We start from the raw sequence: 23,926 nt of genomic DNA, 5'->3' as shown, positions 1-23,926 counted from the left end.
TTCATCTCAACACCGGTCACCGTCATGCAAACAGCCAAGCCGTTATTTGACTATCCCAAGTACTGGGCCGAATGTTTCGGTCCTGCGCCATTCCTGCCCATGAGCAGGGAGGAGATGGATCAGCTTGGCTGGGATTCGTGCGACATCATCATCGTCACCGGTGATGCCTACGTTGACCATCCGTCGTTCGGCATGGCGATCATCGGCCGGCTGCTGGAGTCCCAGGGCTTTCGCGTCGGGATCATTGCGCAGCCGAACTGGCAGTCCAAAGACGACTTCATGAAGCTCGGCGAGCCGAACCTGTTTTTCGGTGTCGCGGCCGGCAACATGGACTCGATGATCAACCGCTACACCGCCGACAAGAAAATCCGTTCCGACGACGCCTATACGCCCGGCGGCATGGCCGGCAAACGCCCGGACCGCGCCAGCCTGGTGTACAGCCAGCGCTGCAAGGAAGCCTACAAGAACGTGCCGATCGTACTCGGCGGCATCGAAGCCTCCCTGCGCCGCATCGCCCATTACGATTACTGGCAGGATCGCGTGCGCAACTCGATCCTGATCGACGCCACCGCCGATATCCTGTTGTACGGCAACGCCGAGCGGGCCATCGTCGAAGTCGCCCAGCGCCTGTCGTGGGGCCACAAGATCGAAGACATCACCGATGTGCGCGGCACCGCGTTCATCCGCCGCGACACGCCGGTGGGCTGGTACGAAGTGGACTCCACCCGCATCGACCGTCCGGGCAAGATCGACAAGATCATCAACCCGTACGTGAACACCCAGGACACCCAGGCCTGCGCCATCGAGCAGGAAAAAGGCCCGGTCGAAGACCCGAGCGAAGCCAAGGTCGTGCAGATCCTGGCCAGCCCGAAGATGACCCGCGACAAGACCGTGATCCGCCTGCCGTCGGTGGAAAAAGTGCGCAACGACGCGGTGCTCTACGCCCACGCCAACCGCGTGCTGCACCTGGAAACCAACCCAGGCAACGCCCGCGCCCTGGTGCAGAAGCATGGCGAAGTGGACGTGTGGTTCAACCCACCGCCCATCCCGATGACCACCGAAGAAATGGACTACGTGTTCGGCATGCCTTACGCACGCGTCCCGCACCCTGCGTACGGCAAGGAGAAGATCCCGGCCTACGACATGATCCGCTTCTCGGTGAACATCATGCGTGGCTGCTTCGGTGGCTGCACCTTCTGCTCGATCACCGAGCACGAAGGTCGCATCATCCAGAACCGTTCCGAAGAGTCGATCATTCGCGAAATCGAAGAAATCCGCGACAAAGTCCCAGGCTTCACCGGGGTGATCTCCGACCTCGGCGGCCCGACCGCGAACATGTACCGCATCGCCTGCAAGAGCCCGGAAATCGAATCCGCCTGCCGCAAGCCATCGTGCGTGTTCCCCGGCATCTGCCCGAACCTGAACACCGACCACTCGTCGTTGATCCAACTGTATCGCAGTGCCCGTGCGTTGCCGGGTGTGAAGAAGATCCTGATCGCGTCCGGCCTGCGCTACGACCTCGCCGTGGAATCGCCGGAATACGTGAAAGAGCTGGTCACCCACCACGTCGGTGGCTACCTCAAGATCGCCCCGGAACACACCGAGGAAGGTCCGCTCAACCAGATGATGAAACCGGGCATCGGCAGCTATGACAAGTTCAAGCGCATGTTCGAGAAGTACACCAAGGAAGCGGGCAAGGAGCAGTACCTGATCCCGTACTTCATCGCCGCCCACCCTGGCACTACCGATGAAGACATGATGAACCTGGCCCTGTGGCTCAAGGGTAATGGCTTCCGTGCCGACCAGGTGCAGGCGTTCTACCCGTCGCCGATGGCGACTGCCACCGCGATGTACCACTCGGGCAAGAACCCGCTGCGCAAGGTCACCTACAAGAGCGACGCGGTGACCATCGTCAAGAGCGAGGAGCAGCGCCGTCTGCACAAGGCGTTCCTGCGCTACCACGACCCGAAAGGCTGGCCGATGCTGCGCGAAGCGCTGACCCGCATGGGCCGCGCCGACTTGATCGGGCCGGGCAAGGACCAGTTGATCCCGCTGCACCAGCCGAGCACCGACAGCTACCAGAGTGCCCGTCGCAAAAACTCGACGCCGGCCGGCAGTCATAAGGTCGCCAAGGAAACCACCACCAAAATCCTCACCCAGCACACCGGCCTGCCACCCCGTGGCAGCGACGGCAGCAACCCGTGGGACAAGCGCGAACAAGCCAAGGCGGCGGCGCAGGCACGTAACAAGCAGGCGGCTAAGGAACGTAGCGATGCGGCCAAGGGCAAGGGCGGCAAGCCAGCCCGCAAGCCGGTGGTGCCGCGTTGATCGTCGTTTGAAAATGCAAAACGCCAGCCTTGTGCTGGCGTTTTGCTTTCTGGTCGGGGGTGAGGCTGTTTGGTAAGGTGGCGCTCATTAAATCGCTATCGGGGGCAAGCCCCTCCCACACTTGATCGCGTTCACGCTCCAATTGTGGGAGGGGGCTTGCCCCCGATAGCGTCAGTCCAGTCTCCACCTTTCAAGGAAGAACACCTCATGGGCAACCCCCTGGCCGGCATCGGCATGGACTCCAACCGCTCCCAGTTCATGGCCCGCCAGCGCATCGAAAGCCAGATCAACCTGCCACGCCTGTTCGCGGCCATTGATGCCGACCCCGGCATCGTCGGCGCTGGCGTTGTGTACATCGACGCCGACTTGAATGTCGTCACCCTGCGCGAGTTCAAGCCGATCTGCAGCATCAAGCCCAAGCGCATCATCTTGCGCGAGGCGCAGAAGTACATTTCACCTGCCCAGTTTGTGGAGCAGGTGAAGACCGACCCCCGTGAAGGTCGCCTCCAGAAGGAAGCGTTCGATATGGGGCTTTCCTGTGGCGCGGCGGTGATTGGCTGGATTGTGGTGTTCAGCGGCAGCGTCGCTGTACCGTTCACCGCCGGTGCCAGCGCGTTTGTGGTGGGCATCGGCGTCACGGCGGCATTGGCCAGTAGTGCTCAGTGTGGGTTTGGCGTGGCGCGCACGTACAACGAAGTGCTTGATCCTGACGCCAACGACCGTATGGACGATGCCGAATGGTATGGCGCCGTTTCCCCGGTCCTCGATGCCGCCTCGCTGGTGGGCATCGGCACCGGCGCCCTGACTACGTTCAGGCTGCTCAAGGCCAAGAAAGCCGCCGCACTGGGCAAGAGCTGGTACGAGTTGCTCAAAGGCCTGACGCGCCAGGAGCGTAAGAAATTGACCAAGGAGTTGCTCAGCCTGAGAGACCCGAGCCTGACACCCAAGTTGATCAAATTGCAGCAGCGTGCCGGCAAGCTGACCAAAAGTTACAGCTCCACGGAAATCCGCCATGCCACCCTGACTCAGATCAAGGATGCCTTGGGTGGGCTGTTGGGGATCTGGGGCAGCTATCGAACCGGCCATGTGGGCTCGGCCGAAACCATTGCGATCGGCCTGTACGAGGATCTGACGGAATGAAGGGCTTTCCCGACATGGGCAGCTTCCTGGCGCGTTATTTTCCCGTATTCATCGGCACCGTGTTCATGGCGATCTTTTCCGGCTCGGCCGCAGTGTCCATGGCGGGCGTGACGTACCTGCGCGGAGTTGATCCCGCGCTCAAGTCCAGCTATTCAGGGGCTGCGATCCTGGTATTGGTGGCGGTGCTGGTGTTTGGCAACGTGATGATCGCTCGAGGCTATCCCTGGGCGACCAGGCTGGTGGCAGGCTACCTGGTGTGCTGCCTGTTATTCGTCGTGCCGATGATTCAATACGACCTTCACTTGCTGGTATACGGCTCGGCAGTGCTGTTTCCGTTGCTGGGGTTGCTACTGCTCAACAGCAAGCGCCACCGCGAAATGCGCCACAGACTCCTCGAAATACGTCGTCTGCGCCAAGCCGTCGTTGCGCAGCGAAAAGCCCGTTGATTGGCTGGATTTGCCCTTCATTCGCGTACTCGCGTCACAAATAGGTGCAACGCTTGCACCATTGCCCCCTACGATGGCGCCGTTTTGGTGCTGTACTGCACCGGGCCGTACGATAAAGCGCAATGACCGCCGCCCTGGCATAAGTCTTGCGCGCGTTGTGCCCATGCCCTGGCTCGCAGGAGGCCGCCGTGTCGATTCATGTCGCGTTGCACCACGTTACGCATTACCGCTACGACCGTGCTGTCGAACTCGGCCCGCAGATCGTGCGTTTGCGTCCGGCGGCCCACAGCCGTACGCGGATTTTGTCCTACGCGCTGAAAGTGCTGCCCGAGCAACACTTCATCAATTGGCAACAAGATCCCCAAGGCAATTACCTGGCGCGGCTGGTGTTTCCGGAAAAAACCGCTGAACTGCGCATTGAAGTTGACCTGGTAGCCGAGATGGCGGTGTTCAACCCGTTCGACTTTTTCCTCGAGCCCTACGCTGAACACATCCCCTTTGCCTACGCCGCCGACGAGCAGCGTGAGCTGGCGCCGTACCTGGAGACGCTGCCGCTGACGCCCAGGTTCGCCGCCTACCTGGCCGGGATCGACCGCACGCCACTGCCGGCGGTGGACTTTCTGGTGGGCCTCAATCAGCGCCTGGCGGCGGACATCGGTTACCTGATCCGCATGGAACCCGGTGTGCAGACGCCGGAATTCACCCTGGAAAACGCCTCGGGCTCGTGCCGCGATTCGGCCTGGCTGCTGGTGCAATTACTGCGCAACCTGGGGCTGGCGGCGCGGTTTGTGTCCGGTTACCTGATCCAGCTCACCGCCGACGTCAAGGCCCTGGATGGCCCGTCCGGCACCGATGTGGACTTCACCGACCTGCACGCCTGGTGTGAGGTGTACCTGCCCGGTGCCGGCTGGATCGGCCTGGATGCCACCTCCGGTCTGTTCGCCGGTGAAGGGCATATCCCATTGGCCTGCAGTCCCGATCCATCCTCTGCCGCACCGATCAGTGGGCTGGTGGAGCCCTGCGCGTGCGAATTCACTCATGAAATGTCGGTGGAGCGGATTTGGGAGGCGCCGCGCGTTACCAAGCCTTACACCGACGAGCAGTGGCGTGCGATCCAGGCCCTGGGTCGGCAGATCGACGGCGACCTGCTCAAGCACGACGTGCGCCTGACCATGGGCGGCGAGCCGACCTTCGTGTCCATCGACGATCCCGACGGCGCTGAGTGGAATACGGCCGCGCTGGGGCCGGACAAGCGGCGCCTGTCCGCCGAACTGTTCCAGCGCCTGCGCCAGCACTACGCGCCTCAGGGCCTGGTGCATTTCGGCCAGGGCAAGTGGTACCCCGGCGAACAACTGCCGCGTTGGTCGCTCAATTGCTACTGGCGTCGCGACGGTGTGCCGATCTGGCACAACCGCGCGCTGATCGCCGACGAGCAGCAGGACTACGGCGCCAATGACGAGTTGGCTGGGCGCTTCCTGGCCAGCGTCGCTGAGCGCCTCAAGTTGCCGGCGCGTTTCGTGTTCCCGGCCTTCGAGGATCATTTTTATTACCTGTGGCGCGAAGGTGCGTTGCCGCAGAACGTCACGGCCAAAGACCCGCGACTCAGCGACGAACTTGAACGCGAGCGCCTGCGCAAAGTGTTCAGCCAGGGCCTGGATAAAGTCATCGGCCATGTGCTGCCTCTGGCGCGCACGGCGGCCAACGACCGCTGGCAGAGCGGGCGCTGGTACCTGCGCGACACCCATTGCCGGCTGGTGCCGGGGGACTCACCGCTGGGCTACCGCCTGCCATTGGCGTCGCAGCCCTGGGTGACGGCGGCGGAGTATCCGTTTGTGCACCCCACCGACCCGAACCAGGACCTGCCGCAGCTGCCGGGCAATGCGCAGTTGCACAACCATGCCGAGCCGGCCCTCAGCGACGAACGTGTGCCGCAGGTGGACGAGTCCGCCGACTGGCTGACCCGCACCGCGCTGTGCGCCGAGGCTCGCGAAGGGCGGCTGTACGTATTCATGCCGCCGCTGGAGCGCGTGGAAGACTATCTGGAACTGGTCGCCGCCATTGAAGCAACCGCGCAAGAGCTGCATTGCCCGCTGCTGCTGGAAGGCTATGAGCCACCGGCCGATACGCGGCTGAGCAACTTGCGGGTCACGCCGGACCCGGGCGTGATCGAGGTCAACGTGCAACCGTCCGCCACCTGGGACGAATTGGTGGAACGCACCGAGTTTCTCTACGAAGAGGCACGGCAAACCCGACTGACCACGGAGAAATTCATGATCGACGGGCGCCACACCGGCACCGGCGGCGGTAACCACTTCGTGCTTGGCGGCGCCACGCCCAAGGATTCGCCGTTTCTGCGCCGCCCGGACCTGCTGCGCAGCCTGATCAGTTACTGGCATAACCACCCGTCGCTGTCCTACCTGTTTTCCGGGCTGTTTATCGGCCCCACGTCCCAGGCGCCCCGTGTGGATGAAGCGCGCAACGATGCGCTGTATGAGTTGGAAATCGCCTTTGCGCAAATGCCGGAACCCGGTGAGGAATGCCCGCCGTGGCGGGTCGACCGCCTGCTGCGCAATCTGCTGATCGATGTGACGGGCAATACCCACCGCGCCGAATTCTGCATCGACAAACTCTATTCCCCCGATGGCGCCACCGGCCGCCTGGGGCTGTTGGAGCTGCGTGCCTTTGAAATGCCGCCCCACGCGCGCATGAGTCTGACCCAACAACTGCTGTTGCGCGCCTTGGTCGCGCGGTTCTGGCGCGAACCCTACGCACCGGCCAAACTGGCGCGCTGGGGCACCGAGCTGCATGACCGCTTCCTGTTGCCGCACTTTATCGAGCAGGATTTTGCCGACGTGATCGTCGAACTCAACGCCGCCGGGTATCCGTTGCGCGCCGAATGGTTCGCCGCGCACCTGGAGTTTCGTTTTCCCAAGGTCGGCGACTATGCCGTCAGCGGTATCGAGTTGGAATTGCGTCAGGCCCTGGAACCCTGGCATGTACTGGGCGAAGAGGGCGCGGCGGGCGGCACGGTGCGGTATGTGGATTCGTCCCTGGAGCGCCTGCAGGTGAAGCTCACCGGTCTGCCGCCACAACGTTATCTGCTGACCTGCAACGGCATCCCGGTGCCGCTGCGACCCACTGGTCGTGTCGGTGAGTTCGTCGCGGGTGTGCGTTATCGCGCCTGGCAACCGGCCAACTGCCTGCAACCGACCATCCCGGTGCATGCGCCGCTGGTGTTCGACCTGCTCGACACCTGGATGCAGCGCTCGCTGGGCGGCTGCCAGTACCATGTTGCGCATCCGGGCGGGCGCAATTACGACAGCTTGCCGGTGAATGCCAACGAGGCGGAGAGCCGGCGCATGGCGCGGTTTTTCCGGCTCGGCCATACACCCGGAAAGCTCCCCGTACCGACCATCGTGATCAACGATGAATTACCGATGACCCTGGATCTACGACGCTTTGCCAATAAGAATGACTGACTGCGATTGAAAGGTGGGAGGGCCAGCTCCCGCCCACCGTTGATTGCAATGAATCTGAGTTAATCTGAGCCCCTTTGCCTCTGCCGAGCGTTCCATGTCCGACTTGCTCGACCGTTACCCGCTGACCGCGGGCACTTATCACGAATTGCTGGACGACAGCGGCGCAGTGCGTGCCCATTGGCGACGCCTGCTCGATCACCTGCAACGCAGCACCCCCGCGCAGTTGGCCCAGCGTCAGGCGCTGTTGACCCGGCAGATCCAGGAAAACGGCGTGACCTACAACGTCTACGCCGACCCTAAAGGCGCCGACCGCCCATGGGAATTGGACCTGCTGCCCCATGTGCTGGCCTTTGACGAGTGGCAGCACCTGGCGGCCGGTATCGCGCAGCGCGCGCGCTTGCTCAACGCGGTGCTGGCCGATCTGTATGGCCCGCAGCGCTTGATCAAGGAAGGCCTGCTGCCGGCGGAACTGGTATTCGGGCATAACAACTTCCTATGGCCGTGCCAGGGCATCCAGCCGCCCGACGGCGCGTTTTTGCACCTGTATGCGGTAGACCTGGCGCGCACCCCGGATGGCCGCTGGTGGGTCACCGCCGACCGTACCCAGGCGCCCTCCGGTGCAGGCTACGCCCTGGAAAACCGCACCATCGTGTCTCGCGCCTTCCCGGACTTGTATCGCGATCTGCAGGTGCAGCATCTCACCGGTTTCTTCCGCACATTGCAGGAAACCCTGGCGCGTCAGGCCCCCGGCGATGATCAGACACCGCTGATTGTGCTGCTTACCCCTGGGCGTTTCAACGAGAGCTATTTCGAACATCTCTACCTCGCGCGCCAGCTCGGTTACCCGCTGGTGGAAGGCGGCGATCTCACCGTGCGCGACAGCCGTGTGTTTCTCAAGACCCTCAGCGGCCTGCGCCGGGTGCACGCGATCATGCGCCGCCTCGACGACGACTTCTGCGACCCGTTGGAGCTGCGCACCGACTCGGCCCTGGGCGTGCCGGGCCTGCTCGACGCGGTGCGCCAGGGCCATGTGCTGGTGGCCAATGCCCTGGGCAGCGGCGTGCTGGAGTCTCCGGGTTTGCTGGGCTTTCTGCCGAAGATCAACCAGTTTCTGTTTGGCGAAGAACTGATCCTGCCGTCCATCGCCACCTGGTGGTGCGGCGAGGCGCCGGTGCTTGCCGAAGCCTTGCACAAACTGCCGGAACTGCTGATCAAACCGGCATTTGCGTCGCAGAGTTTTACCCCCGTGTTTGGCCGCGATCTGGACGATGCGCAGCGCCAGGCCCTGACCCAACGCATGCGCGCGCGCCCTTACGCGTACGTGGCCCAGGAGCTGGCGCAATTGTCCCAGGCGCCGGTGTGGCACACCGAAGAGGATCACCTGCAACACCGTGCCATCGGCATGCGCGTGTACGCCGTGGCCAGCGACGACGGCTATCGTGTGTTGCCCGGCGGGCTGACGCGTGTGGCCGCCGAAGCCGATGCCGAGGTGGTGTCGATGCAACGCGGCGGCGCGAGCAAAGACACCTGGGTCCTCGGTGAGCGCACACCTGGCGGCGAACAGTGGCGCGCGCAACGCCCCATCGGCGCCCATGACCTGGTGCGCCGCGACCCCTATCTGCCCTCGCGGGTAGTGGAAAACCTGTTCTGGTTTGGCCGTTATTGCGAACGCTGCGATGACAGCGCGCGCTGGCTGCGGATCGTGTTGGCGCGCTACGTCGACGGCGACGACCCGCTAGCGTTGCAGGCGGCGGTGGCGCTGGGCGAGAACCTGCGCTTGTTGCCGGAGGAGGGCGAGCTGCCCGAGCGCCTGCTGGCCGCGTTGCTCGGTGACGATTGGCCGTCGAGCCTGCGCGCTAACCTGCAACGCTTGCAGTGGGCGGCGTCTCAGGTGCGGGGCAAGTTGTCCCGGGAAAACTGGCAGGCCCTGGTGGAGCTGCAACGCGAAGCCTTGGAGCTTGCGCGCGAGACGGCGGACTTCGGCGAGCTGCTGGACTTTCTCAACCGCCTGGTGATGTCCCTCGCGGCGCTGTCCGGGTTCGCCCTGGACGACATGACCCGCGATGAGGGCTGGCGCTTCTTGATGATGGGGCGGCGCATCGAGCGTCTGCAGTTTCTCAGCAGCAGCCTTGCGGCGTTCCTGCGCGGCGTGGCGGTGTTCGATCAAGCGGGGCTGGAATGGTTGCTGGAATTGGGCAACAGCAGCATCACCTACCGCTCGCGCTACCTGGCGGTGCCGCAACTGATCCCGGTGCTCGACCTGTTGTTGCTGGACGAGCAGAACCCTCATGCGGTGTTGTTCCAGCTCAAACTGGTGAGTCGCACGTTGCGACGGCTCAACGACGACTTTGGCGTGCCGCGGGAAACCGGTCTGGGACCGTTGGTGGAGCGTCTCACGCGCTTCGACCTGAGTTGCCTGGAGAACCCGCTGTTCGGCGAGTCCGGCGTACGCGCCGCGTTGGATGGCCTGGCCGACCTGCTGCAAGCGGTGGCCGAGGAGAGTGGGCAAGTGTCGGATCGCCTGGCGCTGCGCCACTTCGCTCATGTGGATGATGTAAGCCAGCAAACGGTGTCGCTGTGATGAGTGCGCGCTACCAGATTTTCCACGATACCCATTACCACTACGACAGCCCGGTGTCCCTGGCCCAGCAGTTGGCGCATCTGTGGCCGCGTGCGTGTGAGTGGCAGCGCTGCAGCGCGCAACAATTGGATATCAGCCCGCAGCCGTCCTCACGCCGCGACGAGCTGGATGTGTTCGGCAACCCCATCACCCGCCTGGCCTTCGAGCGGCCCCACGATGAACTGCTGGTCAATGCCGGGCTGACCGTGGAAGTGCTGGCGCGGCCGGCGCCGGATTTCGCTCGGTCGCCGGCGTGGGACCAGACCCGCGACAGCCTGACCTACAGCAGCCGGCCGATGTCGCCCGAGGCGATCGAAGCCTGCCGCTATCGCTTCGAGTCGCCCTATGTGCATTTGAAGCAAACCTTCGTCGACTTCTCGCAAAGCTGTTTCGCGCCGGGGCGGCCATTGCTGCTGGGCGTGCAGGCGTTGATGCAGAAGATCTTCAGCGAATTCACCTTCGATGCCGAAGCCACCCAGGTCGCTACACCGCTGGTGGAGGTGCTGGAACGCCGTCGCGGCGTATGCCAGGACTTCGCCCACTTGATGCTTGCGTGTCTGCGCTCGCGCGGTCTGGCGGCGCGTTACATCAGCGGTTATCTGCTCACGCAGCCGCCACCCGGCCAGGCACGGCTGATCGGCGCCGATGCGTCCCATGCGTGGGTCTCGGTGTATTGCCCGGTGTCAGGCTGGGTGGATTTCGATCCGACGAATAATGTGCAGCCGGCACTGGAGCACATCACCCTGGCCTGGGGCCGGGATTTTTCCGATGTGTCGCCGTTGCGTGGGGTGATTCTGGGGGGAGGCAGCCATGACCCGGAAGTGCGGGTGACGGTAATGCCGCTGGAGTAATGGTGGATTGTGGTGAACGGGGCGGGCCTGTTCACCACAAAGGAATTATTCGGCAGGATCTTTTGGTGTTTCGGTTTCGTCGCTCGTTACTTCACCGTCAACTTCCGGGTTGAGGGCGCCGGCCTCTTCATCGGCAGCGGCTTTCTTGCGTTGCAGCTTTTCCTCTTTCTTCTGTTCCTTGGCCAAGTCTCTCTGACGTTTGGCGAAGGAGTAATTAGGTTTGGCCATGGGCAATCCTCTAGGGTCGAAGGTGAGGGTGGGCGGCGCGCGGCTGCCTCGGGTCGCCATGGTAGCAGCTTAGCAGCGCGCTTGGCCTTCACTTACCGCAGGCGTAAGCGGCCAGCAGGCCGTTGAACAATTGGTTGAGGTACATGGCGCGGGCTCCAGATAGGTGATGGAGCCGATCATAGGCAGCCTGCGGCACTTTGGCCGGTTGATTGTGTCGATAGGTCTGATAGCCTAAAGTTGTATACAATCTGTTGATTCAGATCATAGGAAATCGTGCCTGTCTCAGGCACCCTTGCCGCATCATGCGTTTTTAACCCTGCCTTGGAGATTCACATGTTTGCCAAAATCGTTGCTGTTTCCCTGCTGACATTGGCCAGCGGCCAGTTGCTGGCTGCAGAGTGCAAGGTCACCGTCGACTCGACTGACCAGATGTCCTTCAACACCAAGGAAATCACGATCGACAAGAGCTGCAAGACATTCACCGTCGAGCTGACTCATTCCGGCAGCCTGCCGAAGAACGTCATGGGTCATAACTGGGTGCTCACCAGCGCCGCTGACATGCAGCCGGTGGCTACCGATGGGATGGCCGCCGGTATCGACAAGAACTACCTGAAAGAAGGCGACAGCCGCATCATCGCCCACACCAAGATCATCGGTGCCGGCGAGAAAGATTCCGTGACCTTCGACGTGTCGAAACTGGCTGCGGGTACCGATTACGCGTTCTTCTGCTCGTTCCCAGGCCACATCTCGATGATGAAAGGCACTGTGGTCGTCAAGTAAGGCGCGTAACCGTTCATCGGGGGCAAGCCCCCTCCCACCTTGGATTGTGAATACAGTCAACTGTGGGAGGGGGCTTGCCCCCGATGACTTTCTGCCTGGTTCACCTCACGGCGCAAACGGCATGACCCGCTTGTGCTCGGTCTTGCGATACGTCTCGCAGATAATCCTGAACGCCTCTTCCCGCACCGGCTCGCCGTGCAGGAATGCATCGATCTCAGCGTAAGTCACACCATGTGACGCCTCATCCGGCTTGCCCGGCGACAAGTCTTCCAGGTCGGCGGTCGGCACCTTCTCAACCAGTGATTCCGGCGCGCCAAAATGCCGCGCAATCGCACGCACCTGGTTTTTCACCAACCCGCTCAACGGCGCCAGGTCGCACGCCCCATCCCCGAATTTGGTAAAAAAGCCCATCACCGCTTCCGCCGCATGGTCGGTACCGATCACCAGGCCGCCGGCCGCGCCGGCGATGGTGTATTGCGCCACCATGCGCATGCGCGCCTTGGTGTTGCCCAGCACGAAATCACGGGACACCGCCGCCTTGCCTTCAAACGCCGCCACTTCACTGGCCAGGGCTTTGACCGCCGGGCCAATGTTGACGGTGTGACGCTCGTCCGGCTCGATAAAGTCTACCGACGCCTGGGCATCGATTTCATCGAACTGGGTTTCGTAAGGCAGGCGCACGGCGATGAAGCGATACGCCTGGTCACCGGTGCTGGCGCGCAGCTCCTGCATCGCCCGTTGGGCCAGCAGGCCAGCGGTCAGGGAGTCGACGCCGCCGCTGATGCCCAACACCAGGGCCTTGAGCCCGGAATTGCGCAGGCAGTCCTGAATAAACGCCACGCGCCGCGCTACTTCGGCCTCAAGCGCGGCCTGGTCGTTGAATGGCGCTTGGACCTTGAGCTGCTGCGCGATCTCACGCTGTACGGCTTGCATGCTTCACTCCTTGTTGGATAGGGCAGGTACTTTGAAAACGTGACGCAGATAGGCGACAAAATTCGGGTCGGTGCATTGGGTCTTGCCCGGTTCATCGGAGATCTTCGCCACGGGCTGGCCATTGCAGGCGGTCATTTTAAGCACAATGCTCATCGGCTCCACCCCTGGAATGTCACAGGTCAGGTTGGTGCCGATGCCGAAGCTCACGTTAATGCGGCCTCGCAGCGCGCGGAAGATCTCCAGGGCCTTGGGCAGCGACAGGCTGTCGGAGAACACCAGCGTCTTGCTCATCGGCTCGATGCCCAGCTTGTGATAATGCGCGATGGCTTTTTCCGCCCATTGCACCGGGTCGCCGGAGTCGTGGCGCAGGCCGTCGAAGAGCTTGGCGAAGTACAGGTCGAAGTCGCCGAGGAACGCATCGGTGGTGATGCAATCGGTCAGGGCGATGCCCAACAGGCCACGGTATTCGCGCACCCAGCAATCGAGCGCGGCGATCTGGCTGTCGATCAGGCGCGGGCCGAGTTGCTGATGAGCCATGATCCATTCATGGGCCATGGTGCCCAGGGGCTTCATGTTGAACTCGCGGGCCAGGTGCACGTTGCTGGTGCCGACGAACCGCCCGGGGAAGTCATGCTTGAGCACACTGACCACTTCTTCCTGCACCCGGTACGAGAAGCGCCGACGCGTGCCGAAGTCGGCCACTTGCAGCTCCGACAGCTCATCGCTGCCGGCGTTGGCCGTCAGCCAATCGAACTTGCGGTACAACTGCTCGCGGGCCTGTTCGAGGATTACGGTCTGGTAGCGGTAGCGGTTGCGCACTTCGCTGACAATGGCCAGCAACGGCACTTCGAACAGGATCACATGCAACCAGGGCCCGCGCAGGCGGATGAACAGCTCGCCGTTTTCGATACCGGTCTGCACATAGCGCAGGTTGAAGCGAAACAGCCCGAGGAAGCGCAAAAAGTCCGGCTTCATAAAGCTGATGCGTTCCAGGAACCCCAGTTGGTCCGGGCTCAGGCTCAGCTCGGCGAGGCGCTCGATCTGGTAGCGGATCTCCGCCAGGTAGGGCCGCAGGTCTTCGCTGTTACGGCAACGGAATTCCCATTCAACTTCCACGTTGGGGTAGTTGTGCAGCACCGCCTGCATCATGGTCAGTTTGTAGAAGTCGGTGTCGAGCAGGTTCTGCACGATGCGATCGGCAAACACGCTCTCGCTCATAACGGGAATCTCCAGATGGATCGGCGCGGGGGCCGACCTTTACTCACGAATTTAAAAGGGGGCTAGTGGCGCATAGACCTGAGGGGTTTTGCCAGACATTTTTTCGGGGAGGCCACTGGCCTCATCGGGGGCAAGCCCCCTCCCACATTTGAAATGCATTCCACTCCAGGCACTAGATCACCTGCTCCATCATCCACTTCACAAATTCGCGCACCTTGGGCACTTCGGCTGCGTGCTCCGGGTAGGCCAGGTAATACGCGTCCTGGCTGGGCATCGCATGCTGCCAGGGGATCACGAGCTTGCCGTCGGCCAATTCTTCTTCCACCAGAAAGCGTGGCAATAACGCCACGCCGCACCCCACCTGCGCCGCGCGGATGCACATATAGAAAGTGTCGAAACGCGGGCCGTGGTAGCTGTGCTCGGTGTGATAACCCTGGTCGGCAAACCAGTCGTGCCAGCCCTGGGGGCGCGAAGCATTTTGCAGCAGCACCAGGTTGCTCAACTGCGTGGGATCGGTGAAGGGCTGCGCCGGCAGGCTCTCCGGGGCGCACACCGGCACCAGCTCTTCGCTGAACAGTTTCAGGCTCTCGGTGCCCGGCCGCGCACCCTGGCCGAAGTAGAACGCCATGTCGGCCTTGCCTTGCAGCAGCTCGTCCGGCTCCTGCTCGTTGCACAGGTCCAGATGGATCTGCGGGTGACGCAGGCGCCAGCCCTTCAGGCGCGGCACCAACCAGCGCGCGCCGAAGGTGTAGGGCGTAGACACGCGCAGTACTTCGGTCTCACCGCCGTAGGAGCGCAGGTAGTGGGTGGACATCTCTACCTGCGTAAGGATCTTGCGCACCTCCACCAGGTACAAATCGCCCGCCGGCGTCATCTGCAGGCGGCGCCGCACGCGGCGGAACAGCAGGTGCTGCAGCAACTCTTCCAATTGCGCCACCTGCTTGCTCACCGCGCTCTGGGTGAGGTTCAGCTCCTCCGCGGCGCGGGTAAAACTCAGGTGACGGGTGGCCGCTTCGAAACACTGCAGGGCGGTGATCGAGGGCAAATGTCTTTTATTCAGCACGGCGTGCCTCTTTTTATTCCTGGCATGAATAAACGGAATGATATCTCGCCTAATCGTCGTTTGTTGGCAAGTCTTGGGCCAGCTACAAATAAGCCTTGGATCGTCGTGCGGGCCGCGGCGCTTTTTTTTCTACACAGATTGAAGGAGTGACCCATGGTTGCCGCATTGCTTGATCGTCTCGGGGTGAACCCGGCGTTGTACCAGTCGGGTAAACACCCCGTGCACTCGCCGATCGATGGCAGCCGTATCGGCAGCGTGCACTGGGAAGGCGCCGCCGAGGTGGAGCAACAGGTCAGTCGCGCCGAGCATGCATTCGAGGCCTGGCGCAAGGTGCCGGCGCCGCGTCGCGGTGAGTTGGTGCGCCAGTTCGGCGATGTCCTGCGCCAGTACAAGGCCGACCTGGGCGAGCTGGTGTCCTGGGAAGCCGGCAAGATCACCCAGGAGGGCTTGGGTGAAGTGCAGGAAATGATCGACATCTGCGACTTCGCCGTCGGCCTGTCCCGTCAGCTGTACGGCTTGACCATCGCCTCTGAGCGCCCTGGCCACCATATGCGTGAAACCTGGCACCCGCTGGGCGTGGTCGGCGTGATCAGCGCGTTCAACTTTCCGGTCGCAGTGTGGGCCTGGAACACCGCCCTGGCGCTGGTATGCGGCAATGCCGTGATCTGGAAACCGTCGGAAAAGACCCCGCTCACCGCGTTGGCCTGCCAGGCGCTGTTCGAGCGCGTCGCGAAAACCTTCAGCGATGCCCCCGAGTACCTGAGCCAGGTGATCATCGGCGGTCGCGATGCCGGCGCCGCGTTGGTGGACGATCCGCGCGTGGCTCTGATCAGCGCCACCGGCAGCACCCGCATGGGCCGCGAAGTGGCGCCCAAAGTCGCCGCGCGTTTCGCCCGCAGCATCCTCGAATTGGGCGGCAACAACGCCATGATCCTCGGCCCGAGCGCCGACCTGGACATGGCCGTGCGCGCCATCTTGTTCAGCGCGGTCGGCACCGCTGGTCAGCGATGCACCACCCTGCGTCGGCTGATCGCCCACGAGTCGGTCAAGGACGAAATCGTCACCCGTCTCAAGGCCGCGTATTCGAAAGTACGCATCGGCCACCCGCTGGAAGGCAACCTGGTCGGCCCGTTGATCGACAAGCACGGCTTCGACAACATGCAGGACGCCCTAGAGCAAGCCTTGAGCGAAGGCGGCAAGGTGTTCGGCGGCAAGCGCCAGCTGGAAGACACCTTCCCCGACGCCTACTACGTATCGCCGGCCATCGTGGAAATGCCCGAGCAGAGCGACGTGGTGTGCACCGAAACCTTCGCGCCGATCCTGTATGTGGTCGGCTACACCGACTTCGCCGAAGCCCTGCGCCTGAACAACGCCGTGCCCCAAGGCCTGTCCTCGTGCATCTTCACCACCGATGTGCGCGAGGCTGAGCAATTCATGTCGGCGGTGGGCAGCGACTGTGGCATCGCCAACGTCAACATCGGCCCGAGCGGCGCGGAAATCGGCGGCGCGTTCGGTGGCGAGAAAGAGACCGGCGGCGGGCGTGAATCCGGTTCCGATGCGTGGCGCGGGTACATGCGCCGCCAGACCAACACCGTGAACTACTCGCTGGAGTTGCCATTAGCGCAAGGCATCACCTTCGACTGATGATCGTTCCCACGCTCCGCGTGGGAATGCATCCTGTGACGCTCCGCGTCACGACCTGAAAGCGGACGCGGAGCGTCCTGGGCTACATTCCCACGCTCCGCGTGGGAACGATCGGTTGTGAGTTCATCCCGGAGTCTGGCAATGGCACTACGCGAAGCATGTTTGTGGGAACACCTTACCCCCAGCCGGCCGGATCGTGCCGCGCTCAACGGCGAGGTCAAGGTGGATGTGTGCGTGATCGGCGCCGGGATCACCGGCCTATCGGCGGCGATCCATTTGCTGGAACAGGGTAAAAGCGTCGCCGTGCTCGAAGCCCATCGCAGCGGGCATGGCGGTTCCGGGCGCAATGTCGGGTTGGTGAATGCCGGCTTGTGGATCCCGCCGGACGAGATTGAAGCCGGTTTCGGCGAAGCGGTGGGCAGCCAGCTCAACCGCATGCTCGGCGCGGCGCCGGCGCTGGTGTTCAGCCTGATCGACAAATACGCCATCGATTGCCAATTGCGTCGCGAAGGCACGTTGCACATGGCGCACAACGCCCGTGGCGAGGCGGACTTGCGCAGCCGTGAGGAACAATGGAAGCGCCGTGGCGCGCCTGTCGAATTACTCACCGGCCAAGCCTGCGAGCACGCCACCGGAACCAAAAAGATCGCTGCCGCCTTGCTGGACCGGCGCGCGGGCACGCTCAACCCCATGGCCTACACCACCGGCCTGGCAAATGCGGCGGCAGGGCTGGGTGGGCAACTGTTCGATCATTCCCCCGTGACGCGGCTGGAGCGCCAAGGCTCGGACTGGTCGGTCCAGACCGCCGACGGTGCGGTGCGTGCCGCCCAAGTGGTCATCGCCTCCAACGCCTACACCGAAGGCGAATGGACCGCGCTGCGACGAAACTTCTTCCCCGGTTATTACTACCAAGTCGCGTCGGCCCCGTTGGCAGACGCCGCCGCCGAGCAAATCCTGCCCGGTGGACAGGGCTCCTGGGACACCCGCCAAGTCTTGAGCAGCATCCGCCGCGATGCCGATGGCCGGCTGCTGCTCGGCAGCCTGGGCAATGGCAACCAGAAACCGACGTGGTTCCTCAAGGCGTGGGCCGACCGGGTGCAACAGCACTACTTTCCGTACCTCAAATCGGTGCAGTGGGAATATACCTGGACCGGCTGCATCGCCTTTACTCCCGACCACTTGATGCGCTTGTTCGAGCCGGCCCCGGGGTTGGTGGCGGTTACCGGCTACAACGGGCGGGGCGTGACCACCGGCAGTGTGGTGGGTAAGGCGTTTGCCGAGTATCTATGTCACCAGAATCCCCAGGCGCTGCCGATCCCGTTTGCGCCGATGCAACCACTGGCGGCGGTGGGCCTGCGCAGCTGCCTGTATGAAGCCGGGTTCTCGCTGTATCACGCGGGGCAATGCCTGAGGATCGTTATCTGATCAGCGAAATACCCCCCAAAGCCGCGCATTTTCTTAGCAGGCTACTCATCTGTATTGGTGCAAGTCGTAGCAAACGCGCACTGTAAATGTGCAGTTCCGTTACGCCTACGGTTACCGCTGTAGGAAGTGGTGTTTATCGCTCTGGTTGCAGGTGCGACCGGTAATGGTTGTACCTTTTACAGCTTTAGGTTGCACCTGGGCGTGCCAGAGGGTTGCACGTGCTGGCATGCGGAGACGAAACGCCTGCAATAACAATGACACCGTGTCTTTTTGAAGAATAAAAACGTAATGGCACGCGGCTTGCTCTGAGCTTTCGGTGAAAAGTTTGAATGCAAGTTGTCGTGCCTAAAATCAAAAATATCGGAGCACCACTCATGTCCCAGACGTTTTACAAGAAAGGCTTTCTTGCTCTCGCCGTGGCAGCGGCGCTGGGTGTTTCTGCGTTTGTTCAAGCTGATGTGAAGATTGGCGTAGCGGGGCCGATGACCGGCGCCAACGCCGCTTTCGGTGAGCAATACATGAAGGGTGCCCAGGCGGCAGCCGATGTGATCAACAAGGCTGGCGGCATCAACGGCGAACAGATCAAGCTGGTGGCCGGTGACGACGCCTGCGAACCCAAGCAGGCCGTGGCCGTCGCCAACCGCCTGGCGGACCAGGACAAAGTCATCGGCGTGGTCGGGCACTTCTGCTCGTCGAACACCATCCCGGCGTCCGAGGTGTATGACGAAGCGGGCATCATCGCGATCACCCCAGGCTCTACCAACCCGCAGGTCACCGAGCGCGGCCTGGGCGCCATGTTCCGCATGTGCGGGCGTGACGACCAGCAGGGCATCGTCGCCGGCGACTACATCGTCGATGTGCTCAAGGGCAAGAAAATCGCGGTGATCAACGACAAGGACACCTACGGCAAGGGCCTGGCCGACGCCACCGCTGCGCAGTTGACCAAGCGTGGCGTCAAGCCGGTGCTGGAAGAAGGCCTGACCCGTGGCGAGAAAGACTTCAGCGCCCTGGTCACCAAGATCCGCTCCCTGGGCGCCGACGTTGTGTACTTCGGTGGCCTGCACCCGGAAGCCGGTCCCCTGGTTCGCCAGATTCGTGAAGCGGGCCTCAAGGACGTCAAGTTCATGTCCGATGACGGCATCGTGACTGACGAATTGGTGGCTACCGCCGGTGGTGCGCAGTATGTGGATGGCGTCTACATGACCTTCGGCGCCGACCCGCGCCTGCTGCCGGACAGCAAGACCGTCGTGGAAGAGTTCCGCAAAAACGGCACCGAGCCCGAAGGCTACACCTTGTACGCCTATGCCTCGATCCAGGCCCTGGCCGCCGGCTTCAATGGCGCCAAATCCAACAAAGGCGAAGACGCCGCCAAATGGCTCAAAGCCAATCCGGTCAAGACCGTGATGGGCGAGAAGACCTGGGACGCCAAGGGCGACCTGAAAATCTCCGACTACGTGGTTTACCAGTGGGATAAAGACGGCAAATACCACCAGCTGGAAAAGCAGAAGTAATCCATGTGGGAGGGGGCAAGCCCCTCCCACAGTGGGACAGTGTTGTGTTTGAGATCTGACTTTTCCTCCAGAAGCGCCGCGCACCTCAGGGTGTGCAGGTGCTCACCGCGTGAGATTGCGTTATGGATGGTATTTTCCTGCAGCAACTGGTCAATGGGCTGACCCTCGGGTCGGTCTATGGCCTGATCGCCATCGGCTACACAATGGTCTACGGCATCATTGGCATGATCAACTTCGCCCACGGCGAGGTTTATATGATTTCCGCTTACCTCGCGGCGATCAGTCTGGCACTGCTGGCTTACTTCGGCATCGAATCCTTCCCGCTGCTCATTCTCGGCACTTTGATCTTCACCGTAGTCGTCACCGGCGTGTACGGCTGGGTCATCGAGCGTGTCGCCTACAAACCGCTGCGCAACTCCACCCGATTGGCCCCGCTGATCAGCGCCATCGGCATCTCCCTGATCCTGCAGAACTACGCGCAGATCGCCCAGGGCGCGAAACAACAAGGCATCCCCACCCTGCTGGCCGGCGCCTGGCGCGTCGACATCGGCAGCGGGTTCGTCCAACTGACGTACACCAAGGTCTTCATCCTCGTGGCGGCGTTTGCCGGCATGGCGTTGCTCACCTACATCATCAAGTACACCAAGCTCGGCCGCATGTGCCGCGCTACCCAGCAAGACCGCAAGATGGCCTCGATCCTGGGGATCAACACCGACCGCGTGATTTCCTACGTGTTTGTGATCGGTGCCGCCATGGCCGCGCTGGCCGGCGTATTGATCACCCTCAACTACGGCACGTTCGATTTCTATGCCGGTTTCATCATTGGCATCAAGGCCTTCACCGCCGCGGTTCTCGGCGGCATCGGTTCCCTGCCTGGGGCGATGCTCGGCGGGATCATCCTCGGGATTTCCGAATCGCTGTTCTCGGGGTTGATCAACTCTGACTACAAAGACGTATTCAGTTTCTCCCTGCTGGTGGTGATCCTGATTTTCCGTCCTCAGGGCCTGCTGGGTCGTCCGCTCGTGGCTAAGGTGTAAAACATGTCTGCTGCCAAACCCATCGATATCAAGAAAAGTGTCGTCGATACGGTCCTTGCCGGGCTGATTTCGCTGATCGTGTTCGGCCCGATCGTCGGCGTGGTCCTCGACGGCTATAGCTTCAACCTGGAACCGGCGCGTGTGGGCCTGTTGGTCGCCATCGTGATGGTCGGCCGCTTCGCCATGAGCCTGTTCCTGCAAACCCCCAAGGGCGTGAAGATCCTGCAGGGTTTTGAAAGCAGCGGCTCGGGTGTGCATGTGCTGGCGCCTGACTACAAGTCGCGGCTGCGCTGGATCATCCCGGCGCTGATTGTGATCGCCATCGTGTTCCCCATCTTCGCCAACAAATACCTGCTGACCGTGGTGATCCTCGGCCTGATCTATGTGTTGCTGGGCCTGGGCCTGAACATCGTGGTCGGCCTGGCCGGGCTGCTCGACCTGGGTTACGTGGCGTTCTACGCCATCGGTGCCTACGGCCTGGCGCTGGGTTATCAGTACCTGGGCCTGGGCTTCTGGAGCGTGCTGCCACTGGCAGCCATCGCAGCGGCGCTGGCGGGCTGCATACTCGGCTTCCCGGTGCTGCGAATGCACGGTGACTACCTGGCCATCGTGACCCTGGGCTTTGGTGAAATCATTCGCCTGGTCCTCAACAACTGGTTGTCGTTCACCGGCGGCCCGAACGGTATGCCGGTGCCTTCGCCGACCTTCCTGGGCCTTGAGTTCGGGCGCAAAGCCAAGGAGGGTGGGATTCCGTTCCACGAGTTCTTCGGCATCGAGTACAACGCCAATATCAAGTTCATGTTCATCTACATCGTGCTGTTCCTGGTGGTGCTGGCCGTGCTGTACATCAAGCATCGCCTCACGCGCATGCCGGTCGGTCGTGCCTGGGAAGCCCTGCGCGAGGATGAGATCGCCTGCCGCTCCATGGGCCTGAACCATGTACTGGTCAAGCTCTCGGCGTTCACCATCGGCGCTTCCACGGCCGGCCTGGCCGGTGTGTTCTTCGCCAGTTACCAAGGTTTCGTCAACCCGTCGTCGTTCACCTTCTTCGAATCGGCGTTGATCCTGGCCATCGTGGTGTTGGGCGGCATGGGCTCGACGGTGGGCGTGGTGATTGCCGCGTTCGTATTGACCGTCGCACCGGAACTGCTGCGCAGCTTCTCGGAATACCGCGTGCTGCTGTTCGGGGTGTTGATGGTGGTGATGATGATCTGGCGACCGCGCGGTTTGATCCGCATCAGCCGCACCGGTGTGACACCGCGCAAGGGAGTGGCGCCATGAATAAGGAAGTCGTGCTTTCCGTGGAACACCTGATGATGCACTTCGGTGGCATCAAGGCCCTGAGCGATGTGAGCCTCAAGGTCGAACGCAACTCTATCTTCGCCCTGATCGGCCCCAACGGCGCCGGCAAGACCACGGTGTTCAACTGCCTTACCGGTTTCTACAAAGCCAGTGGCGGCAAGATCCAGCTCAATGTGCGTGGCAAGCAGACCAACGTGATCCAGCTGCTGGGCGAGCGCTTCCAGGCCACCGATTTCGTGTCGCCGAAAAGCTTCCTCAGCCGCGTGTACTACAAAATGTTCGGCGGCACCCACTTGGTGAACCGCGCGGGGCTGGCGCGTACGTTCCAGAATATCCGCCTGTTCAAGGAAATGTCCGTGGTGGAAAACCTGCTGGTGGCGCAGCACATGTGGGTCAACCGCAACATGCTGGCGGGCATCCTCAACACCAAGGGTTACCGCAAGGCCGAGAGTGACGCCCTTGACCATGCGTTCTACTGGCTGGAAGTGGTGGACCTGGTGGACTGCGCCAACCGGCTGGCCGGTGAGCTTTCCTACGGCCAGCAGCGGCGCCTGGAAATTGCCCGCGCCATGTGCACCCGGCCGCAGATCATCTGCCTGGACGAGCCGGCGGCGGGCCTCAACCCCCAGGAAACCGAAGCCCTCAGCGCGATGATTCGCCTGTTGCGCGACGAACACGACCTTACGGTGGTGTTGATTGAACATGACATGGGCATGGTGATGAGTATTTCCGATCATATCGTGGTGCTGGACCACGGCAACGTGATCGCCGAGGGCGGGCCGGACGCGATCCGCAACGACCCCAAAGTGATCGCCGCCTACCTGGGCGCCGACGAAGAGGAACTGGTATGAGTGCACCTATCCTCGAAATGAAGGAATTGGACGTGTTCTACGGCCCGATCCAGGCCCTGAAAAAAGTCTCGCTGCACATTAACGAAGGCGAAACCGTCAGCCTGATCGGCTCCAACGGTGCGGGTAAGTCCACATTGCTGATGTCGATCTTCGGCCAGCCACGGGCCGAGTCGGGGCAGATTCTCTACAACGGCGTCGACATTACCCACAAGTCGTCCCACTACATTGCCTCCAACGGCATCGCGCAGTCGCCGGAAGGGCGGCGGGTATTCCCCGATATGACCGTCGAGGAAAACCTGCTGATGGGCACCATTCCGATCGGTGACAAGTTCGCCGGTGAAGATATGCAGCGCATGTTCGAGCTGTTCCCGCGCCTTAAGGAGCGGCGTAACCAGCGCGCCATGACCATGTCCGGCGGCGAACAGCAAATGCTCGCCATCGCCCGCGCACTGATGAGCCGGCCCAAGCTGTTGCTGTTGGATGAGCCGAGCCTGGGCCTGGCGCCGATTGTGGTGAAGCAGATCTTTTCCACCCTGCGCGAGTTGGCGGCTACCGGGATGACGATTTTTCTGGTGGAACAGAACGCCAACCACGCACTGCGTTTGTCGGACCGCGCGTATGTGATGGTCAACGGTGAGATTCGCCTGACGGGCACCGGCAAGGAACTGCTGGTCAATGAGGAAGTGCGCAACGCCTACCTCGGCGGCCACTGATCTGAATCACGACGCAGTACCCTGGGGAGGGGGCAAGCCCCGGTACAAACCGGGGGCATCGTTCCCACGCTCCCGCGTGGGAATGCAGCCCGCGACGCTCCGCGTCACCTGTGCACAGTGGCCAAAACCTGCGGCGCCTGGCGGGACGCGGAGCGTCCCAGGTGGCATTCCCACGCAGAGCGTGGGAACGATCAGCGCGCGCCATTCAACCAGGCATCAAGATCGTTCCCACACTCCCGCGTGGGAATGCAGCCGTGACGCTCCGCGTCGCCCGTGCACAGTGGCCAAAACCTGCGGCGCTTGGCGGGACGCGGAGCGTCCCAGGCGGCATTCCCACGCAGAGCGTGGGGACGATCA

At 62.3% G+C, this 23,926-nt stretch carries 18 protein-coding genes; 14 read left to right on the top strand and 4 right to left on the bottom strand.

Features of this window, described 5'->3' with window-relative positions:
• Nucleotides 1-24 precede the first annotated feature (24 nt).
• The 6 genes from QRN10_RS00090 (at nucleotide 25) to QRN10_RS00065 (ending at nucleotide 10,864) form a co-directional block, all read left to right on the top strand.
• Complete coding sequence (locus QRN10_RS00090) at nucleotides 25-2,328, top strand: YgiQ family radical SAM protein (protein WP_181080458.1); 2,304 nt, start codon at nucleotides 25-27, stop codon at nucleotides 2,326-2,328.
• Nucleotides 2,329-2,535: 207 nt separating this feature from the next.
• The gene (gene ssp4 / locus QRN10_RS00085; protein WP_181080457.1) at nucleotides 2,536-3,468 is read left to right on the top strand and encodes an Ssp4 family T6SS effector; all 933 of its coding nucleotides are present in this window, start codon (nucleotides 2,536-2,538) and stop codon (nucleotides 3,466-3,468) included.
• Nucleotides 3,465-3,914: a hypothetical protein gene (locus tag QRN10_RS00080; protein WP_253510176.1), complete on the top strand. Its 450-nt coding sequence runs from the start codon at nucleotides 3,465-3,467 to the stop codon at nucleotides 3,912-3,914. Before ssp4 ends, QRN10_RS00080 begins: the two co-directional genes overlap by 4 nt.
• 188 nt (nucleotides 3,915-4,102) lie before the next feature.
• Nucleotides 4,103-7,393, top strand: coding sequence for a transglutaminase family protein (locus QRN10_RS00075; protein WP_285427664.1), 3,291 nt, complete (start codon nucleotides 4,103-4,105; stop codon nucleotides 7,391-7,393).
• Nucleotides 7,394-7,487: 94 nt separating this feature from the next.
• Nucleotides 7,488-9,974: a circularly permuted type 2 ATP-grasp protein gene (locus QRN10_RS00070; RefSeq protein WP_253510180.1), complete on the top strand. Its 2,487-nt coding sequence runs from the start codon at nucleotides 7,488-7,490 to the stop codon at nucleotides 9,972-9,974.
• Entirely contained in the window at nucleotides 9,974-10,864 is an 891-nt protein-coding gene (locus QRN10_RS00065) for a transglutaminase family protein (RefSeq protein WP_285427663.1), read from the top strand. Before QRN10_RS00070 ends, QRN10_RS00065 begins: the two co-directional genes overlap by 1 nt.
• A gap of 45 nt (nucleotides 10,865-10,909) precedes the next feature.
• On the opposite strand, the gene QRN10_RS00060 is transcribed toward QRN10_RS00065, so the two are convergent.
• The gene (locus QRN10_RS00060) at nucleotides 10,910-11,092 is read right to left on the bottom strand and encodes a hypothetical protein (RefSeq protein ID WP_181080452.1); all 183 of its coding nucleotides are present in this window, start codon (nucleotides 11,090-11,092) and stop codon (nucleotides 10,910-10,912) included.
• 333 nt (nucleotides 11,093-11,425) lie between these two features.
• Between QRN10_RS00060 and azu the strand changes: the two genes are divergently transcribed.
• Complete coding sequence (gene azu / locus QRN10_RS00055; RefSeq protein WP_181080451.1) at nucleotides 11,426-11,872, top strand: azurin; 447 nt, start codon at nucleotides 11,426-11,428, stop codon at nucleotides 11,870-11,872.
• A 105-nt stretch (nucleotides 11,873-11,977) separates the two neighbouring features.
• Here azu and nadE read toward each other — a convergent pair whose 3' ends face one another.
• The 3 genes from nadE to QRN10_RS00040 all read right to left on the bottom strand — a co-directional run bounded on the left by nadE (nucleotide 11,978) and on the right by QRN10_RS00040 (nucleotide 15,086).
• Nucleotides 11,978-12,805 carry an NAD(+) synthase gene (gene nadE, locus QRN10_RS00050; RefSeq protein ID WP_181080450.1) on the bottom strand — a complete coding sequence of 276 codons (828 nt, stop codon included), beginning with the start codon at nucleotides 12,803-12,805 and terminating at the stop codon, nucleotides 11,978-11,980.
• Between the two features lie 3 nt (nucleotides 12,806-12,808).
• Nucleotides 12,809-14,023, bottom strand: a complete 1,215-nt coding sequence (gene pncB / locus QRN10_RS00045; RefSeq protein ID WP_181080449.1) for a nicotinate phosphoribosyltransferase — start codon at nucleotides 14,021-14,023, stop codon at nucleotides 12,809-12,811.
• Between the two features lie 172 nt (nucleotides 14,024-14,195).
• Nucleotides 14,196-15,086 (bottom strand): LysR family transcriptional regulator, encoded by an 891-nt coding sequence (locus QRN10_RS00040; protein WP_181080448.1) that lies wholly within the window; start codon nucleotides 15,084-15,086, stop codon nucleotides 14,196-14,198.
• 153 nt (nucleotides 15,087-15,239) lie between these two features.
• Here QRN10_RS00040 and amaB point away from each other — a divergent pair, with 153 nt between their 5' ends.
• From amaB to QRN10_RS00005, 7 genes are all read left to right on the top strand, one after another.
• Entirely contained in the window at nucleotides 15,240-16,730 is a 1,491-nt protein-coding gene (amaB, locus tag QRN10_RS00035; protein WP_253510184.1) for an L-piperidine-6-carboxylate dehydrogenase, read from the top strand.
• A 141-nt stretch (nucleotides 16,731-16,871) separates the two neighbouring features.
• A complete protein-coding gene (gene amaA / locus QRN10_RS00030; RefSeq protein ID WP_285427662.1) occupies nucleotides 16,872-18,155 on the top strand; it encodes an L-pipecolate oxidase in 1,284 nt (427 codons plus the stop codon).
• A 374-nt stretch (nucleotides 18,156-18,529) separates the two neighbouring features.
• Entirely contained in the window at nucleotides 18,530-19,666 is a 1,137-nt protein-coding gene (locus tag QRN10_RS00025) for a branched-chain amino acid ABC transporter substrate-binding protein (protein WP_181080445.1), read from the top strand.
• Between the two features lie 122 nt (nucleotides 19,667-19,788).
• Nucleotides 19,789-20,703, top strand: a complete 915-nt coding sequence (locus QRN10_RS00020) for an ABC transporter permease subunit (RefSeq protein ID WP_003236186.1) — start codon at nucleotides 19,789-19,791, stop codon at nucleotides 20,701-20,703.
• Between the two features lie 3 nt (nucleotides 20,704-20,706).
• Entirely contained in the window at nucleotides 20,707-21,984 is a 1,278-nt protein-coding gene (gene livM, locus QRN10_RS00015; RefSeq protein WP_253510187.1) for a high-affinity branched-chain amino acid ABC transporter permease LivM, read from the top strand.
• Complete coding sequence (locus QRN10_RS00010) at nucleotides 21,981-22,856, top strand: ABC transporter ATP-binding protein (RefSeq protein WP_253510189.1); 876 nt, start codon at nucleotides 21,981-21,983, stop codon at nucleotides 22,854-22,856. Before livM ends, QRN10_RS00010 begins: the two co-directional genes overlap by 4 nt.
• Nucleotides 22,853-23,569: an ABC transporter ATP-binding protein gene (locus QRN10_RS00005; RefSeq protein ID WP_266245664.1), complete on the top strand. Its 717-nt coding sequence runs from the start codon at nucleotides 22,853-22,855 to the stop codon at nucleotides 23,567-23,569. Before QRN10_RS00010 ends, QRN10_RS00005 begins: the two co-directional genes overlap by 4 nt.
• Nucleotides 23,570-23,926: the final 357 nt, after the last annotated feature.

Source organism: Pseudomonas sp. lyk4-R2A-8 (assembly GCF_030209095.1).
Lineage (GTDB): Bacteria > Pseudomonadota > Gammaproteobacteria > Pseudomonadales > Pseudomonadaceae > Aquipseudomonas > Aquipseudomonas quebecensis.
Note: the sequence above shows the minus strand (reverse complement) of the source record. Positions and strands in the feature narration are given on the sequence as shown.

Coding starts and splice junctions, on each gene's coding strand:
- QRN10_RS00025 (WP_181080445.1), top strand. CDS start 18,530: ATGTCCCAGACGTTTTACAAGAAAGGCTTTCTTGCTCTCGCCGTGGCA.
- azu (WP_181080451.1), top strand. CDS start 11,426: ATGTTTGCCAAAATCGTTGCTGTTTCCCTGCTGACATTGGCCAGCGGC.
- QRN10_RS00090 (WP_181080458.1), top strand. CDS start 25: ATGCAAACAGCCAAGCCGTTATTTGACTATCCCAAGTACTGGGCCGAA.
- amaB (WP_253510184.1), top strand. CDS start 15,240: ATGGTTGCCGCATTGCTTGATCGTCTCGGGGTGAACCCGGCGTTGTAC.
- amaA (WP_285427662.1), top strand. CDS start 16,872: ATGGCACTACGCGAAGCATGTTTGTGGGAACACCTTACCCCCAGCCGG.
- nadE (WP_181080450.1), bottom strand. CDS start 12,805: ATGCAAGCCGTACAGCGTGAGATCGCGCAGCAGCTCAAGGTCCAAGCG.
- QRN10_RS00070 (WP_253510180.1), top strand. CDS start 7,488: ATGTCCGACTTGCTCGACCGTTACCCGCTGACCGCGGGCACTTATCAC.
- QRN10_RS00065 (WP_285427663.1), top strand. CDS start 9,974: ATGAGTGCGCGCTACCAGATTTTCCACGATACCCATTACCACTACGAC.
- QRN10_RS00005 (WP_266245664.1), top strand. CDS start 22,853: ATGAGTGCACCTATCCTCGAAATGAAGGAATTGGACGTGTTCTACGGC.
- pncB (WP_181080449.1), bottom strand. CDS start 14,023: ATGAGCGAGAGCGTGTTTGCCGATCGCATCGTGCAGAACCTGCTCGAC.
- QRN10_RS00010 (WP_253510189.1), top strand. CDS start 21,981: ATGAATAAGGAAGTCGTGCTTTCCGTGGAACACCTGATGATGCACTTC.
- QRN10_RS00080 (WP_253510176.1), top strand. CDS start 3,465: ATGAAGGGCTTTCCCGACATGGGCAGCTTCCTGGCGCGTTATTTTCCC.
- QRN10_RS00060 (WP_181080452.1), bottom strand. CDS start 11,092: ATGGCCAAACCTAATTACTCCTTCGCCAAACGTCAGAGAGACTTGGCC.
- livM (WP_253510187.1), top strand. CDS start 20,707: ATGTCTGCTGCCAAACCCATCGATATCAAGAAAAGTGTCGTCGATACG.
- QRN10_RS00020 (WP_003236186.1), top strand. CDS start 19,789: ATGGATGGTATTTTCCTGCAGCAACTGGTCAATGGGCTGACCCTCGGG.
- ssp4 (WP_181080457.1), top strand. CDS start 2,536: ATGGGCAACCCCCTGGCCGGCATCGGCATGGACTCCAACCGCTCCCAG.